Here is a 15,000-nt window from a genome sequence, read left to right as displayed (position 1 = left end):
CGCGGACGCGCTCAGGGCTTTGCCGGGGTGGCGTCGGCCGCGTCGGTATCAGCGGGCGCGGCCGCGCGTTCCTCCGGCGTCACCGTGGCGCCGTTCGCGATCTTCTGGACGCCTTCGACCACGACGCGGTCGCCGGGTTCGAGCCCCGCGGTGACGATCCACTGGTTGCCTTGGGCGCCCTCGATGGTCAGCTGCCGGGTCTCGATCACGTCGTTCTCGCCCACCACATAGGCGAGCGGCTGGCCGCGGCTGTCCCGGCTCACCCCTTCCTGCGGCGTCAGGATCGCGCCCGCCGCCGTGCCGAGCGGGATCTCCACCTGGACGTACATGCCCGGCAGCAGCAGCCCCTCGGGATTGTCGAACTGCATGCGCAGCACGACGACGCCGGTGCTCTCGTTCACATAGGGCTCGGCGGCCGAGAGGTGGCCGGTGTGGCCGTATTTCGAGCCGTCCGCGAGCGTGAGCGAGACCATCGGGTCCGGGTCGGGACCGGAGCCGGGCCGCTGGCCGCGGCGCCAGCGCAGGATCTCCGCCGCCGACTGCGTCACGTCGACATTCACCGGATCGAGCGTGCGGATCACCGTCAGCGCGTCGCTCTGGCCGGCGGAGACGAGCGCGCCCTGCGTGGTGAGGGAGAGGCCGATCACGCCGGAGAGCGGGGCGCGGATCGTCGTGCGGTCGAGATTGATGTTGGCGGCCATGAGCTGCGCCTTCGCAAGTTCCAGCGCCGCGTTGGCCGCGTCGCGCGTCGCCAGGCTCTCGTCCCGGGTTTGCTGGCTGATCGTGTTCCGCTGCAGCAGTTCCTCGTTGCGATCCGCGTCCTGCTGCGCGGTGCGAAGCTGGGCCTCGGCCTGGGCCACCTGCGCCTCGGCCTGGGCCACCTGCGCGCGATAGGAGGCGTCGTCGATCTTGTAGAGCGGATCGCCGAGTTCGACCGGGGTGCCCTCGGTGAAGAGACGCTCCTTGATGATGCCGTCGACCTGGGGCCGGACCTGCGCGACGCTCGATGCGACGACGCGGCCGGGCAGGAGACTCGTCAGCGCCACGTCGGAGGCCTGGACGGTGACCACGGTCACGGGCACCGGCCCGCGCGCCTGTTGCTGCGCGCCCGCCGGCGCCGCCACCGCCACCACGAGGCCGAGCGCCCCGGCGAGGAAGGATTTCAGGCGGAAGGACATGCGTCGGGCTCTCCTGGCGCGAAGACTGGTCACAAAGCGAAACTGTTCGGTTTCATAAATCGCACTCCGCTGGCGACCGCAAGTCCTTTCGGCGCGGCGGAATGCGACGCGTCGCCACGGACCCTATCGGAAAACGCGCGAAAAGGAAGGGTCGCGCCTTCCGGCGCGACCCTTCGACGGGGCACGGTGGCGGGAGCGGGCTCAGCGACCGCGGCGGGTGTCGTAATCCTCCGGCACTTCGTCGGACTGGTCGCCCTGCAGACGCGCGCCGGTTTCGAGCGCCTGGATCGCCCCGTCGATCTCCTCGATGTCGGGGGAGGGCGCGGATTCGCTCACGAGCCGGGCGCGCCATTCCTGCAGGATGCCGAGCCGCTCCTCATAGGGCATGTCGGTATGATCGACGACTTCCAGCGGATCGGTGAAGCCGCGGCTCCGGACATTGGATTGCATGGCACATCCCGTGCGACAGTTTCACATCTCCGTGGAACGCGGGCACGCCACGATCGGTTCCGCCGCCGTCGGCCGCGCCTGAAGCCGCCCTTGGCGGATCAGCCCGCCGGCGTCGTCTTTCTCGTCCGCGGCGCCCGCTTCGGGGCGGCGGGGGCATCGGGATCGGCCGGGGTCTTCTTCGCGCGGGGCGCGCGCTTCTTCGGGGCCGGCGCGGTCTCCGGCTCCGGGGCGGTCTCGGCGACGTCCGGCGCGGCGCCCGCGTCCTCGGCCTCGACCGCGGCGGTCGCCATCTCCCAGTGCCGGGCCTCGGAGCCTTCCGGGCATCCCTCGCTCAGCCAGATGTCGTGGGCCTTGGCCCTGATCCGTTCTTCCTTGTCGCTCGCCATTGTCCTCTCTCGCTCAAGATCGCGGTTTTCCAAAGCTGACAGCTTGCGCGCAAAAGTAAACAGCGCGTCGGCGCCGGTCCCCGGTGTTCATTCAATCGGTTGGAGCGCGCCTGGTTCCGTCGTTACCTGCACGCCGACCTCCATCTCGAGAAAATCCTCCGCCGCGCCGGTATAGGTGCCCGAGAGCGGGATCGCCTGGGAGGGATCGCGCGCCACGGCGACGCGGATGAGGTCGCGGCTGCCCACGATGCCGTTGGTCGGGTCGAATTCCACCCAGCCCGCGCCGGGCAGATAGACCTCGCACCAGGCGTGAGTGGAGCCGCCGCCCCGGACCGCGCCGTCGTCGCGGTCGGGGACGTAGACGTAGCCGGAGACGAAACGCGCCGCGAAGCCGAGCGCGCGGAGGCATTCCATCATCAGGAGCGCGAAATCCCGGCAGGTGCCCCGGCGCAGGGCGAGCGTGCGCGCCGGCGACTGCGTGCCATGCTCGTGCCGCCGCGCATAGGCGAAGCCCTCGTGGATCGCGTAGCACATCGTCATCAGGAGATGGCCGGTCTCCGTCCTGCCGTCGGCGCGCACGAACTGCCGGGCCCAGCGGGTCACGCGATCGTCGGGATAATGCGGCCGCATCGTGCTGGCGAGATCGCCCGCCTCCTCCGCCGCGTAGGAGAAGGGGTAGCGCAGCGCCGCCGGATCGGTGTCGAAGGCAAGCTCGCCCCTCGGCGTGTGGTCGAGCCGGATCCGGCTTTCGAACCGCAGTTCCCGGGCCGGACCCTCGAAGGAGACGATCGCGACGCAATTGCCGAAGACATCGTGGATCCAGCGCAGCCGCGCCGGCGCGGGATCGGTGACGAGTTCCGCATGGAGCAGCATCTGGTCGTGGCTGTCGCGCGGGCGGAACAGCAGCCGGTGGTCGCCGAATACCACCGGCCTTCGGTATCTGTAGGTGGTGACGTGGCGAACGTTGAATATGGACATCTTGCGGAGCCGGGCGACTCACCGACGTTAGCGAGGCGCGGGGTGCGAGGCCAGCGGCATTCGAAGGCGCGCGCGGCCCGTTGACGCGGCCCTCGCGCCGGGCCAGCCTCGCTCTCCGGAGGGCGAGGGCGCATGGATCGGCTGGAATGTGACCGGATGTTCGTCGCTGTGCTCGACCTCGGCAGCTTTTCCGCCGCCGCGGCCCGGCTCGGCACATCGGCGAGCCAGGCGTCGAAACTGGTTTCCCGGCTCGAGACGCTGCTCGGGGCGCAGCTGCTGAAGCGGACCACCCGCGCGCTGGCCCCGACCGAGCAGGGCCTCGCCTATCACGCGCGCGTCAAGGCGCTGATCGAGGAATACGACGCGCTTTCGGCCTCGGTGCACGAGGCGGCGGGGACGCCGGCCGGGCGGATTCGCCTCTCGGTCCCGGTGAGCTTCGGCGCGCGCGAACTCGTGCCGGTCCTGCTCGACTTCGCCCGGGCCTGGCCGGGGATCGAGCTCGACGCCCGGTTTAGCGACCGCCATGTGAGCCTCGTGGACGAGGGGTTCGACCTCGCGGTCCGCGTCGGCGCGCCCGTCGACAGCGCGCTGATCGCCCGCCGGCTTTGCGCCATGCGCATCGTCACCGCCGCCGCGCCCGATTTCATCGCACGCCATGGCCCGATCGGAGCGCCGGGCGACCTGCGCGATCTGCCCTGCGTCATCGATACCCAGCCGCGGGAGCCCAATTCCTGGCGCTATCGCGATCCGGGCGGCGGCGAGATCGTCGTGCCCGTCGCGGGCCGGGTCCGCTTCTCGGATGCGAGCGCCTGCGTGGCCGCGGCCGAGGCGGGGCTGGGCGCGCTGCGCGGCCCGAGCTTCCTCGTGGGCGAGAGCCTGCGCGCCGGCCGGCTGCGGATCCTTCTCGACGCCTACGAGCCGGAACCGCTCGCGGTGATGGCGCTCTATCCGCCCGCGCGCCACCTCGCCTCCAAGGTGCGGGTGCTGGTGGATCACCTCGCCCTGGCCTTCCGCGGCGAACCGGCATGGGACGCGGGCTGGTGAGCGCGGGCATTCTGTCCGGTCGGGAAAGGATCTCCTTCGATCCCTCCGGCTAATCCCCGGGCGCCGCGGGGGGCATATCGACGCCAAGGCGGGCGCCCGGAGGCGCGCCGCGGCCTCTCCCCTCGATGGGGCGGGGTTCTTGCGAAAGGCAAACGATCATGGCTACCAGTGATGCGCCGATCGAGATTGGACATGTCGCCCTGACCGTCCATGACCTCGGCAAGCTCTCCGGCTTCTATCAGCGGAGCGTCGGGCTCGATCTGCTCGGCTCCGATAGCGAGACCGCGCGTCTCGGCGCCGGGGGAAGGATGCTCGTCGAGTTGCGCCGCGACGCCGCGGCCCGGTTCCGCTCCCCGCGCGAGGCGGGACTGTTTCACACCGCCTTCCTGCTGCCGGACCGCGCCGATCTCGGCGCGCTGCTCGACGCCTACGCCGAGCGCGGGGCGCGCCTTCAGGGCGCCTCGGATCACGCGGTGAGCGAGGCGCTCTACCTGAGCGACCCGGAGGGCAACGGGATCGAGATCTACGTCGACCGCCCCAGGGAAGCCTGGCCGCGGGGCGCGGGCGGGATCGGGATGACGACGGAGCCGCTCGACATCGCGGATCTGCGCCGCGCGGCGACCGGCCGCTGGACCGGGGCGCCCGCGGGCACGGTCGTCGGCCACGTCCATCTCCAGGTCGGCGCGATCCCCGAGGCGGAGGTTTTCTATACCGGCCCTCTCGGCATGTCGCTCGTGACGCGCTATCCGGGCGCGAGCTTCTTCGCCACCGGAGGCTATCACCACCACCTGGCGACGAATGTCTGGAACAGCCGCCACGCCGGGCCGCGCGACTATCCCGCGACCGGCCTCGCCGAGGTGGCGCTGCGCGCCGAGGATGCGGAATACGAGAGGCTCGCGGCGCAGGCGGGCGGCGAGGGATTGCGCGACCCGTGGAACACCCGGTTCAGCGTCGCGCCGAAGGCCGCCTGAGGCGAGGGAACCCCTCGCCCGGGGATTGGTTGGTCTGCGATGAAACAAGCAGGAGACCGATCATGTCCGATCTGAAAGCCGCGCGCGAACATCCCGAGGATCTTCTCTGGGACAATCTCAAGGCAGCCCACGCGGGCATGCTGGGCGTGGAGGGCGGACCGCGGCACATGCAGCCGATGGCGCATTTTCCCGATCCCGACAACCGGCGCCTCTGGTTCCTGACCCGGCGCGATACCGAACTCTACGAGCGGCTGCGGAGCGGGGCGGCGGCGCATTTCGTGCTGGTCTCGAAGTCGCAGGACTTCCACGCCTGCCTCGACGGCGAGATCAGCGAACGCTTCGACCGCGAACGCCTCGATGAGATCTGGGGCCCGGCCGTCTCCGCCTGGTTCGAGGGCAAGGACGATCCGCAGCTCAAGATGCTGGCGCTCGACCTGAAATCGGCGGGGATCTGGGCCTCGACCGGAAGCTCGCTCGCCTTCTTCTGGGAAACCGCGAAGGCGAACATGCAGGAGAACACCACGCCCGACGTCGGCGTGCACCGGGAACTCGCCTTCACCTGAGGACGGGTACGAGCGACTAGGGGGCGGGCGCGCGGACCCACCGCGCGCCCTTCTTCATTCCTCGCGCCGCCTGTGTCTTTCCGGCGACAGCGGCGCGGCTCCGGCGGCGGAGCGGGGAACCTCCGCTCGGCGTCGCGCATTTTCTTTTCAGGAGGTGGACGTGAGATGTCCGAGAGCAAGGATCATGAAGCGCGACTGGATCGCAAGGAAAGTCAGGCCGCCGCGGCCCGGATCGGGGCGCGTCTGCGGCGTTATCACGCGGCTTCTCCCGAGGCTCCGTTGCCCCCGGAGTTCGTCGAACTGCTCACCCGGCTGGAACGGGTGGAGCGGCTGGCCTGAGTTTCGGGCGAGGCGCCCGGCACGGCGTGCCTCGCCCGCGTGCCTCAGCGGGTGATCACCGCGAAGAGATAGCCGGCGGCGAAGGTGATGGCCAGGGTCTGGAACGGCTTCTCGCTCAATCGGCTCCCCAGATTGCCATCCATATCAGCGATATTCGCCTTGGCGCGGTTCACCTGGTTTCTGCCGACCGCGGCGACATCGGATTTCAGCATCTCGATATCCTCGCGCAGCGTCCGCAGATCCGACCTGAGCTGAGAGGCGTGGCTTTCCGCTTCGACCTTGGCCATGGTGTTGGTCGTCTCCATCCGTTTCGTCTCCTGGCTCGCGGGCGGCGGAATCTCTCCCGGTTTCGCCCTCGGGTACGCTCTCCGTTAAATGCCGCGCATGGCCGCGGGTTCCATCCGCCAGACGCTACACGATCACGGCTTCCGGCCAGTCGATCCGGTAATGGATCCGGTCCGGTTCGATCTCGAGTTCGACACTCCCGTTCAGCGCGCGCGGCACGATCTGGCGCAGGATCGCCTGGCCGAAGCCCGCGCCGGGCGCGGATTCGCGCGGAACCTCCAGCCGTTCCTCCCAGCACATCATCTGGCCCTCGCGCGTGGTGTCGGTCCGGATCACGATCTCGCCCCGCCCGCGGGCGAGTACGCCGAAGGTGGCGGAGTTCACCGCGAGTTCGTGCAGCGCGAGGCCGAGATGAAGCGCGGTATTGGGTCCGATCAGCGGGTCGGTTCCGAGCATGAGCGGCGGCGCGGCGCCGGGTCCGACATGTTCCGAGACCTGGTTCAGCGCCAGCCGGTGGAACCGGATTCCCTGCCAGTTCGAGCGGGTGATCAGATCCTGGCTGTGGGCGAGCGCCGCGACCCGGCCGCGGAACTTTCGTTCGAACTCGGCCACCGAGGCCGAATTGCGCGCGGTATGGCCGAGCACGCTCTGCATGATCGCGAGCAGGTTGCGCGAGCGATGATTCACCTCGAAGAGCAGCGAGCGCAGCGCCTCCTCGCGGTTCTTCAGTTCGGTGATGTCGATCGCCGAGACGAAGAGCCCGCGGGCGCCGTCATGCTCCTCGCCCTCCGCCGGAGGCAGGGGGTCCGCTTCGATATGGAGTTCGTACCAGGCCTTTTCGCGCAGCGCCTCCCGCCGCGCCACCTCGAGCCGCGCCGGGGCGCCGCTCGACAGCACCTGCCGCTTGGTCTCCATCACGCGCGCGAAGGTCTCCGGCTCGAAGATCGCCGCGTCCCCCTCCGCGAGGATGACTTCGGAAGGCGGCCAGCCGGGCGGCGGATTCTCCACCATGCGCACGGCGAGTTCGGCGTCGTGATACATTATGCAGAGCCCGCTGTTCCGGAGGCCCCGGAGCAGGGTCTTGATACGATCGACGGAGATCTCCCGTGTCATCGGCGCGCCGCCCGTTCGGTTCGGCGGATCCATGCCACGCATACCGCCATCGTCGCGCGGCCAGGCGACCTCGCGAATGTCCCTTGTCAGTCCTCGGCCCAAACCGCCGTCCGCCCCCCCGGTTCCGCGGGAAGCCGGCTCATGCCGCCGCGCTCGCCGCTTCGTTGAAGAAAAGGGCCTGCCCGATCAGCGCCTTGACCATGTTCTCGTCGAAGGGCTTCGTGACGAGGAAGGCCGGCTCGGGCCGCTCGCCCGTCAGCAGATGTTCCGGGAAGGCGGTGATGAAGATGACCGGCAGCACGCGGTTGCGCAGGATGTCGTTCACCGCGTCGATCCCCGAGCTGCCATCGGCCAGCCGGATGTCGGCGAGCACCATGCCCGGCGGATCCGCGCGGTAGAGCGCGAGCGCCTCGCTGTGGGTGCGGGCGACGCCGGTCACGCGGTGGCCGAGGGAATGGACCATCTGCTCGATATCCATCGCGATCAGCGGTTCGTCCTCGATGATGAGGATCGAGGTCGCGACCTGCCGCGAGATCTCCTCGGCCGCCTTCGCCATCAACGCGCGCGTCTCGTCCTCCTCGAGGCCGAGGATCTCCGCCACCTCGCGATCGTCAAAACCCTCGACGGCGCTCAGGAGGAAGGCCTGGCGGGCGAGGGGGGAGACGAAGGCGAGGTTGCCGGCCGCGCGCTGCTCCCAGGCGAAGGGCGAGGAACTGGCGTCGATATTGACCTGGAGGCTCGAATAGAGGCTCGCGAAGAGCTTGTAGATCCCGATGCGGTCGCTGCTCGCCTTCGGGAAGATGTTGACGTCGGCGATCAGCGCCTGGAGCATGGCCGCCACATAGGCGTCTCCGGACGTCTGGGAACCGGTGATGGCCCGGGAGTATCGCCGCAGGTAGGCAAGGTGTGGGGCGATGCGGGTAGAAAGGCTCATCTGTGGCTCCTGATCGACGACCCAAATGTGGCGAAAACGCCGCCGGGTGCGAAAAGTTCCCGGCCCGGCGGAACCTTCCGCCGAGGCCGGAATTGACGGTCTGAGCATCCTACGAGAGCGCGAACCATTCAAGAGTATACGGAATGACCAAATCCCCCCGACACCGGGGCCCTGTCGGAGGGCTGCTGGACGCACACGGCGAGATCGCCGCGAGGCTTCGGGCGTTGTACGCCGAGGTCGAGCAGGAGCCGATCCCCGCCGAACTGATCGATCTTCTCGAACGTCTCGACGAAGCCGAGGCAAAGAGGGCGGCGCATGACAAGTGAGATCCCGACGTTCAAGCAGGCCATGCTGGCCGCGCTGCCGTCGTTGCGCGCCTTCGCGCTCTCGCTGAGCGGACGGGCCGACCGCGCCGACGATCTGGTGCAGGAAGCCGTGATGAAGGCCTGGGCGAAGCAGAGCGACTTCAAGCTCGGCACCAACATGCAGGCCTGGCTCGTCACGATCCTGCGCAACACCTACTACAGCCAGATGCGCAAGCGCGGACGCGAGGTGCAGGACACCGAGGGTACCTTCACCGCGCGGCTGAGCGTCGCGCCCGAGCATGACGGCGTGATGGACATGGCCGATTTCCGCCGCGCCCTCGCGAGCCTGCCGGACGACCAGCGCGAGGCCCTGCTGCTCGTCGGCGCCTCGGGTTTCTCCTACGAGGAGGCGGCGAACATCTGCGGTTGCGCGGTCGGCACGATCAAGAGCCGCGTCAGCCGGGCGCGGAGCCGGCTGCAGGACATCCTGCGGATCTCCGGCCCCGGCGATTTCGGTCCGGACCGGGTCACCGCCGGCACCGTTTCCCGCGCCTTCGCGGAATAGAACGAGCGGCGAGGCGCCCGCGGGCGAAAGCCTCCGCGGGCGCCTCGCCGCGCAACTCAGCGCCGCCAGAGCAGCGCGAGCAGAAGCCCCACGCCGACGAGCGCCACCGCGGCGGACTGGGCGGGATGATCGCGCACCGTCGTCCGTGCCCGGCGTTCGACGAGACGGAACTCGCGGCCGAGTTCGCCGAGCAGCGCCTCCGCGTCGGCGTAAAGGTCATCCGCCCGCGCCGCCGTCCGGTCCCTCAGACGCCGCGCCTGGCGCGACCCGTCGACGAGCGCCCGGCTCGACATCTTGTCCATTTGCCGCCGCAAGAGGGCGATCTCGTCTCGGATCTCCTCGAGATCCGGAAGATCGGAGAGAGCGGCGCGGGTCTTTTCGCGGATCGTGCTGGCCATGCGAGACTCCTGTCATGGGCGAGCGGCCGCCGCTCGGCGGGGCCCGGCTTCGGTCGTCAGTCGGCTAACGTGCCGTCCCGGCGATGGTTCCGCGGCCGCCGGCCGTCGATCACGCCGCCGCGAAGCGGGATCGACAGGGTAACGCGAAGCCCGTCCGCGGCATAGTCCCGCTCGATCGCGCCCCCGAGCTCGTGGCGGATGTTCGCGTCGATGAGCCGGGTGCCGAAGCCGCTCCGCGCGGGCGGCGCGATCGGCGCCGTGGCGCTTTCGCACCAGCGCAGGACCAGCTCCTCCCCGTGGCCGATCCGGGGTGCTACGTGCCAGGAGACGTCGATGTCGGGATCGCAGCCCGCGTATTTGAGCGTGTTGGTCGCAAGTTCGTGGAACGTCAGGCCGAGCGCCTGCGCGCCGCGCTCGTCGAGTTCGACCGCGGGGCCGCTCAGCCGCCCGTCCTCGAAATCCGCGCCGAACACCTGGGCGAGTTCGCGCCGCAGCAGTTCGCCGAGATCCGCGCGCTGGTAGCGGGAGCGGGTCAGCATGTCCTGGGCGTTCGACATCGCCTGCAGACGCTGCGTGAAGGACTGGATGAAACCGTCGAGATCGGAGGCGTTCGCCGCCGTCTGCCGGGCGATCGCGAGGATGCGGCCGATGGCGTTCTTGATCCGGTGCTTCATCTCCTGAAGCATCAGATCCTTTTCTTCGAGGTTGCGCTGGCTCGTCTCGGCGAGCGCCGCGGTGGCCGCGTGGGCGCGCGCCTGTTCGCGCAGCGTCGCCGCGACCGCGCAGCCGAGCAGGAGCGAGAGCACCCCGAGCGCGAGGGCGAAGGGCGCCGCGCTGCGGGGGTGGAACTCGGTGCTCGGCCGGGATGTCACGAGCCAGGTCCGTCCTCCGACGTCGAGCCTGTCGCGGACAACGAGCTGGCCGCCGAAACGCGGGTCCGCCGGCGCGCCGATCTCGGCGAGCGGCAGGTCGGGCATCTCCGCGTCCGCGACGACGATGTTGGCGGGCAGCGCGCCCGGGGCGAAGGCGGCCTTGATGAAGGCGTTGGCGCGAAAGACCGCCGCGACGAAGCCGGCCGGCCGCGGCGGCGACCCCTCGCCCGGCCTGATCCCGAAGAGCGAGGCATAGACCGGAAGGTAGACGACGATCGAGAGCGGTCCCTTGCCCGGTCCGGTGACGGGTTCGAGCGGGCCGGTCGCGCTCGGCAGCCCGCTCGCGGTGGCGCGGTCGATCGCCTCCCGGCGCGGCGGATCGGAATAGCTGTCATAGCCGCTCGCCCGCGCGCTCTCGCCCGCCACCGCTTCGAACAGCACCGCCACGGCCAGGCGCTCCGCCTTCGTGTCGGGCCAGAGGTTCAGCGGCCGGCCGCTGTTGCGCGCATAGGCGTCGCCGAGTTCCGGCAACTGGGCGCGGTCGGCGAAGACCAGATAGCCGAGCCCGACGCTGCCCGGCGCGCGCTCGGGCAGGTCGAGATGCTCGAAGAAGGCGCGGAAGTCCTCCGCCGTGATCCAGCCGCGCGCGGCCTCGAAATGCGCGGCCGTCGCGGCGAGCAGCAGGAGATGCTGCCCGGCCTGTTCCCGCAGCCGGGTCGAGGCCTGCTCGGCCACCGCCGCGAAGCCGAGTTCCCGGTTGCGATGGTCGAGCCGCAGCACCAGCGCCGCCGCGACGAGACCTGATGTCGCGATCAGGATCAGGGCGAGGAGAGGAAGCAAGCGTTTCATGTCGCCGCGCCCGATCTGGAAACTCGAGGATACTGCGGGGGTAGATCCGAAGGCGCGCTCACTCTTGCCAAAGTTGAGGATGGGGGCAAGTCAAACGCGGGGGAGGTGTGAGGGCGCCTGCCCGCGGGTGCGCGGCCCGCGGGCCGATTGCGAGCGCCGGAAACACGGGGAAGTTGTTCAGGTCGATGATCGGCGCATGACGCCCGAGCCTGCCCGTGGGCCGGATCACATCCCCCTCGTGTTCGGAGCGAAGCGCGCCGCGCGGCCGCCCTTCGCCATCGCGGCGGCACGGGCCATCTCCGCCCATTGTCTTTCCCCTGTCATGCCTTGAGCAGCGCCATGCCCGGCGCCGCGAAACCGATGCCTGAATCCGAAAATTCCCTCGGAGCGATCCTTGCCCGAGCCCGAACGGGTGTCAAAGCGTTTTGAACGTCAATTCCCACGCTCTGAAGCCGGAACGAAAAAATGGGGCGCCAACCGGCGCCCCAGTTGGGACAGACTTCGGGGATGGAGGCCGGCGCGGCGCATGGGGAGGGAAGCGCCTCGGTTGCCCGCATGTGCGCGGGCGCGCCGGTCCATCGATTCCAGGGGCGGCACCCAGCCGCCATATGGTGACAACGAGCGGCGTCCGTATCGGTTCCCGATTATATCGCCGCCGCGTCAGCTGTCGAGGTCGAGTCTCGAGAGCACCGCCGAGATGATGAGGGCGAGCACCGTGGTCGCGAGCGCGAGGATCCAGAGGCCCAGCCCCACGCTGAGGCCGATGGCGGCGGAGACCCACATCAGCGCCCCGGTGGTGACGTTCTTCACCCGCCCCTGGCTCAGCACGATGGTCCCGGCGGCGAGAAACGCCACGCCGGCGGTGGCGGCTTCGATGAGGCGGATCGGGTCCATCCGGACGCTGTCGCCGGAGGAGGAGAAATGCTCCACCATGTATTGCGCCGCGATCGTGAAGACCGCGGCGCCGAGGCCGATCAGCATGTTGGTGCGCAGGCCGGCCGCGTGACTCTTCACCTCGCGCTCCAGACCGATCAGGCCGCAGAAGATGCTCGCCCCGACCAGCCGGAGCACCACGATCTGCCACGGGATCGGCATCGCCGTCAGGAACTCGTTCTCCAGCATGGTCATCCTGCTACGCGCGAGGCGGCCCGCGGGTTCCCGGATCAGACCGCCGAGAAGAGCAGGATGGCCCGTCCCGGCATCGCGATGCCATCGCCCGCCACCACCGGCGGCGTGTCGGGATCGATCTTGCCCGTGCCGCTGTCGAGCCGCAGGCGCCACGCGCGGCCCTCGCCCGCCTCCGGCGCGATCACGGTGATTTCCTGGTCGGAGGAATTGGCGATGATGAAGACCGCGTCGCGCGTGTCGCGCAGCACCACGGCCACGTCGCGGTCCTCGGTGTCGGCCCAGTCGGCATGGGTGGTGTCCTTGCCGTCGCGGCGCAGCCAGCGCACGTCGGGGGGGCCGCCCTCGCCGCCCACCGGGTCACCATGGAGGTAGCGGTAGCTCCGCAGCGGCGCGAGTTCCCGCCGCAGGCCGAGCGCCCCGGCGACGAATTCCTTGAACGACATGGCCCGCTCATCGAGCTCCCATGTCATCCAGGTGAGCTCGCTGTCCTGGCAATAGGCGTTGTTGTTGCCCTGCTGGGAATGGCCGATCTCGTCGCCCATCAGGATCATCGGCGTGCCGTTGGAGAGGATCAGCGCGGCCATCGCCATCCGCCGCATCCGGTCGCGAAGCGCGATCACGGCGGGGTCGTCGCTCGGCCCCTCGACGCCGCAGTTCCAGGAGCGGTTGTCGTTGTGGCCGTCGCGGTTTTCCTCGCCATTCGCCTCGTTGTGCTTCTCGTTGTAGCTGTAGAGGTCCATCAGCGTGAAGCCGTCGTGGGCGGTCATGAAGTTGACCGAGGCCCAGGGCCTGCGTCCGCGGCGGTCGAAGATGTCCGAGGAGCCCAGCAGATGGGTCGCGAGCGCCGGGATCGCGCCGGGATCGCCCTTGACGAAGCCGCGCATGCTGTCGCGGTACCGGCCGTTCCATTCCGCCCAGCCGGGCGGGAAGCCGCCGACCTGGTAGCCGTTCGGGCCAAGATCCCAGCTTTCCGAGATCATCTTCACATGGGCGAGCACCGGATCCTGCGCCACCGCGTCGAGGAAGGGGCTGTTGGTGTCGAAATTGTCGCGGTCGCGCGAGAGCGTCACCGCGAGGTCGAAGCGGAAGCCGTCGATATGGCAGTCCTCGACCCAGTAGCGCAGCGAATCCATCACCATCTGCAGCACGCGGGGGTGGCGGATGTTGAGATTGTTGCCGCAGCCGGTGGTGTCGTAGATGTAGCGCGGATCGTCCGCGGGCACGTAGTAGCTGAGGTTGTCGATGCCGCGGAAGCTCAGCGTCGGCCCGAGGTGGTTCCCCTCGGCGGTGTGGTTGTAGACCACGTCCATGATCACTTCGATCCCCGCGCCGTGAAGCCGCTGCACCATCAGCTTGAAGTCGTGCAGGTTGTGGCCCGGCGCGATGTAGCGCGGCGCCGGGGCGAAGAACCCCAGGGTCGAATAGCCCCAGTAGTTGTGCAGCCCTTTCTCGGTCAGGTAGCGGTCGTCGAAGAAGGCGTGGATGGGCATCAGCTCCACGGCCGTCACGCCGAGCGAGGCGAGATGCTCGATCACGCCCGGGGTCGCGAGCGCGGCGAAGCTGCCGCGCAGCTCCTCCGGCACGTCCGGCTTGCGCGCGGTGATGCCCTTCACATGCGCCTCGTAGATCACCGTCTCCGCCCAGGGACGCCGCGGCCGGTCGTCATGACCCCAGGTATGGGCCGGGTCAATGATCCGGCATTTCGGCATCGCGCGCGCGCTGTCGCGCTTGTCGAAGGAGAGATCCTGCTTCGAATGCCCGATCCGGTAGCCATGGAGCGAATCGTGCCAGCGGATCTGGCCGCGGATCTCCTTCGCATAAGGGTCGAGCAGGAGCTTGTTGGGGTTGAACCGGTGCCCCGCCTCGGGCGCGTAGGGACCGTGGACGCGCAGCCCGTAGAGCTGGCCGGGGTGGAGATCCGGGAAATAGCCGTGCCAGACCTCGTGGGTATATTCCGGCAACGGGATCCGAGCCGTCTCGCGCTTGCCGTCATCGTCGAACAGGCAGAGTTCGATCTTCCGGGCATGGGCGGAGAATACGGCGACATTGACGCCGCTGCCGTCCCAGGTCGCGCCAAGGGGATACGGGAGGCCGGCGGTCACGCGGATGGATTCAGGCATCGGATTGGCGCGCCTCGCTGTTTGGTGAATGGCGGGGGTGCAACGCCCCTAGCCGGGGCCGGTTCCGCCGCGGCCAGGTTCCGTTCATGCGACCGGGGTCGATTGCGCGTTTTCGAGGCAGGGTGGCGCGGCGTCCGGGCAGTCTGCGACACGGCCGCGGGGACCGGGAACCCGCCGCCGCTCCGGGATCAGGGGCCGGACGGGCCACTGACCCGCGGAGGGCACCGTGCCCGCCCGGTCGCCTCTCACTCGCTTTCGAGCTTCTCGTGGATCTCGTCGAGCGTCTTGTGGGCGCGGGCATAGATCTCCTCGCGCTTCTCGTCGGGATGCCCTTCCATCTCGTGGATCTCTTCCGACAGACCTTCGAGCAGGGTGCCGAGCTCGGCCCATTCCATGTTCTCGTTGTCGGCGAGCCGACGGCGCGCGGCGTTGATGCGCGCCTGCAGCGCGGCGTGAGGATCCGAGGGATCGTCGGTGACAGCCATCTGGCAGCCCTCCTATCTGTTCGCCCGTGGTGATGGG

At 69.4% G+C, this 15,000-nt stretch carries 18 protein-coding genes; 6 read left to right on the top strand and 12 right to left on the bottom strand.

The genetic code is table 11. The annotated features are described in order from the left end of the window. Positions 1 to 11: 11 nt before the first annotated feature. The 4 genes from FJM51_RS04970 to FJM51_RS04955 form a co-directional block, all read right to left on the bottom strand. Positions 12 to 1,178, bottom strand: a complete 1,167-nt coding sequence (locus tag FJM51_RS04970; RefSeq protein ID WP_140453018.1) for an efflux RND transporter periplasmic adaptor subunit — start codon at positions 1,176 to 1,178, stop codon at positions 12 to 14. Positions 1,179 to 1,379: 201 nt separating this feature from the next. After that, positions 1,380 to 1,628: a hypothetical protein gene (locus FJM51_RS04965; protein WP_140453017.1), complete on the bottom strand. Its 249-nt coding sequence runs from the start codon at positions 1,626 to 1,628 to the stop codon at positions 1,380 to 1,382. 98 nt (positions 1,629 to 1,726) lie between these two features. Beyond that, positions 1,727 to 2,014 carry a DUF2934 domain-containing protein gene (locus FJM51_RS04960; protein WP_140453016.1) on the bottom strand — a complete coding sequence of 96 codons (288 nt, stop codon included), beginning with the start codon at positions 2,012 to 2,014 and terminating at the stop codon, positions 1,727 to 1,729. Between the two features lie 87 nt (positions 2,015 to 2,101). After that, positions 2,102 to 2,992 carry a transglutaminase family protein gene (locus tag FJM51_RS04955; RefSeq protein WP_140453015.1) on the bottom strand — a complete coding sequence of 297 codons (891 nt, stop codon included), beginning with the start codon at positions 2,990 to 2,992 and terminating at the stop codon, positions 2,102 to 2,104. Positions 2,993 to 3,124: 132 nt separating this feature from the next. On the opposite strand from FJM51_RS04955, the gene FJM51_RS04950 reads away from it, so the two are divergent. From FJM51_RS04950 to FJM51_RS23700, 4 genes are all read left to right on the top strand, one after another. Further along, positions 3,125 to 4,036: a LysR family transcriptional regulator gene (locus FJM51_RS04950; protein ID WP_140453014.1), complete on the top strand. Its 912-nt coding sequence runs from the start codon at positions 3,125 to 3,127 to the stop codon at positions 4,034 to 4,036. 158 nt (positions 4,037 to 4,194) lie between these two features. After that, positions 4,195 to 5,007 (top strand): VOC family protein, encoded by an 813-nt coding sequence (locus tag FJM51_RS04945; protein ID WP_140453013.1) that lies wholly within the window; start codon positions 4,195 to 4,197, stop codon positions 5,005 to 5,007. Positions 5,008 to 5,069: 62 nt separating this feature from the next. Next, positions 5,070 to 5,570, top strand: coding sequence for a pyridoxamine 5'-phosphate oxidase family protein (locus tag FJM51_RS04940; RefSeq protein ID WP_140453012.1), 501 nt, complete (start codon positions 5,070 to 5,072; stop codon positions 5,568 to 5,570). 165 nt (positions 5,571 to 5,735) lie between these two features. Beyond that, the gene (locus FJM51_RS23700) at positions 5,736 to 5,909 is read left to right on the top strand and encodes a hypothetical protein (protein ID WP_181164449.1); all 174 of its coding nucleotides are present in this window, start codon (positions 5,736 to 5,738) and stop codon (positions 5,907 to 5,909) included. 44 nt (positions 5,910 to 5,953) lie between these two features. Here the strand turns inward: FJM51_RS23700 and FJM51_RS04935 are convergent, their stop codons facing one another. The 3 genes from FJM51_RS04935 to FJM51_RS04925 form a co-directional block, all read right to left on the bottom strand. Then, the gene (locus FJM51_RS04935) at positions 5,954 to 6,214 is read right to left on the bottom strand and encodes a hypothetical protein (protein ID WP_140453011.1); all 261 of its coding nucleotides are present in this window, start codon (positions 6,212 to 6,214) and stop codon (positions 5,954 to 5,956) included. 106 nt (positions 6,215 to 6,320) lie between these two features. Beyond that, positions 6,321 to 7,307: a sensor histidine kinase gene (locus FJM51_RS04930; RefSeq protein ID WP_181164448.1), complete on the bottom strand. Its 987-nt coding sequence runs from the start codon at positions 7,305 to 7,307 to the stop codon at positions 6,321 to 6,323. Between the two features lie 139 nt (positions 7,308 to 7,446). Next, positions 7,447 to 8,241 (bottom strand): response regulator, encoded by a 795-nt coding sequence (locus tag FJM51_RS04925; RefSeq protein ID WP_140453009.1) that lies wholly within the window; start codon positions 8,239 to 8,241, stop codon positions 7,447 to 7,449. Positions 8,242 to 8,384: 143 nt separating this feature from the next. Between FJM51_RS04925 and FJM51_RS04920 the strand changes: the two genes are divergently transcribed. Further along, a complete protein-coding gene (locus FJM51_RS04920) occupies positions 8,385 to 8,567 on the top strand; it encodes a NepR family anti-sigma factor (protein WP_140453008.1) in 183 nt (60 codons plus the stop codon). Then, positions 8,557 to 9,111, top strand: a complete 555-nt coding sequence (locus tag FJM51_RS04915; RefSeq protein ID WP_140453007.1) for a sigma-70 family RNA polymerase sigma factor — start codon at positions 8,557 to 8,559, stop codon at positions 9,109 to 9,111. Before FJM51_RS04920 ends, FJM51_RS04915 begins: the two co-directional genes overlap by 11 nt. A 56-nt stretch (positions 9,112 to 9,167) precedes the next feature. Here FJM51_RS04915 and FJM51_RS04910 read toward each other — a convergent pair whose 3' ends face one another. From FJM51_RS04910 to FJM51_RS04890, 5 genes are all read right to left on the bottom strand, one after another. After that, positions 9,168 to 9,509 carry a DUF883 family protein gene (locus FJM51_RS04910; protein WP_140453006.1) on the bottom strand — a complete coding sequence of 114 codons (342 nt, stop codon included), beginning with the start codon at positions 9,507 to 9,509 and terminating at the stop codon, positions 9,168 to 9,170. Positions 9,510 to 9,565: 56 nt separating this feature from the next. Continuing rightward, positions 9,566 to 11,230 carry a sensor histidine kinase gene (locus tag FJM51_RS04905; protein ID WP_140453005.1) on the bottom strand — a complete coding sequence of 555 codons (1,665 nt, stop codon included), beginning with the start codon at positions 11,228 to 11,230 and terminating at the stop codon, positions 9,566 to 9,568. Positions 11,231 to 11,890: 660 nt separating this feature from the next. Beyond that, on the bottom strand, positions 11,891 to 12,352 hold the full coding sequence (locus FJM51_RS04900; RefSeq protein ID WP_233712982.1) for an MgtC/SapB family protein: 462 nt from the start codon (positions 12,350 to 12,352) through the stop codon (positions 11,891 to 11,893). A 41-nt stretch (positions 12,353 to 12,393) separates the two neighbouring features. Further along, a complete protein-coding gene (glgX, locus tag FJM51_RS04895) occupies positions 12,394 to 14,478 on the bottom strand; it encodes a glycogen debranching protein GlgX (protein ID WP_140453003.1) in 2,085 nt (694 codons plus the stop codon). A 245-nt stretch (positions 14,479 to 14,723) separates the two neighbouring features. Beyond that, positions 14,724 to 14,963 carry a hypothetical protein gene (locus tag FJM51_RS04890; RefSeq protein WP_140453002.1) on the bottom strand — a complete coding sequence of 80 codons (240 nt, stop codon included), beginning with the start codon at positions 14,961 to 14,963 and terminating at the stop codon, positions 14,724 to 14,726. Positions 14,964 to 15,000 lie beyond the last annotated feature (37 nt).

This window comes from Amaricoccus solimangrovi (assembly GCF_006385685.1).
Taxonomy (GTDB): Bacteria; Pseudomonadota; Alphaproteobacteria; order Rhodobacterales; family Rhodobacteraceae; genus Amaricoccus; species Amaricoccus solimangrovi.
This window is presented reverse-complemented; position numbering and strand designations above follow the sequence as displayed.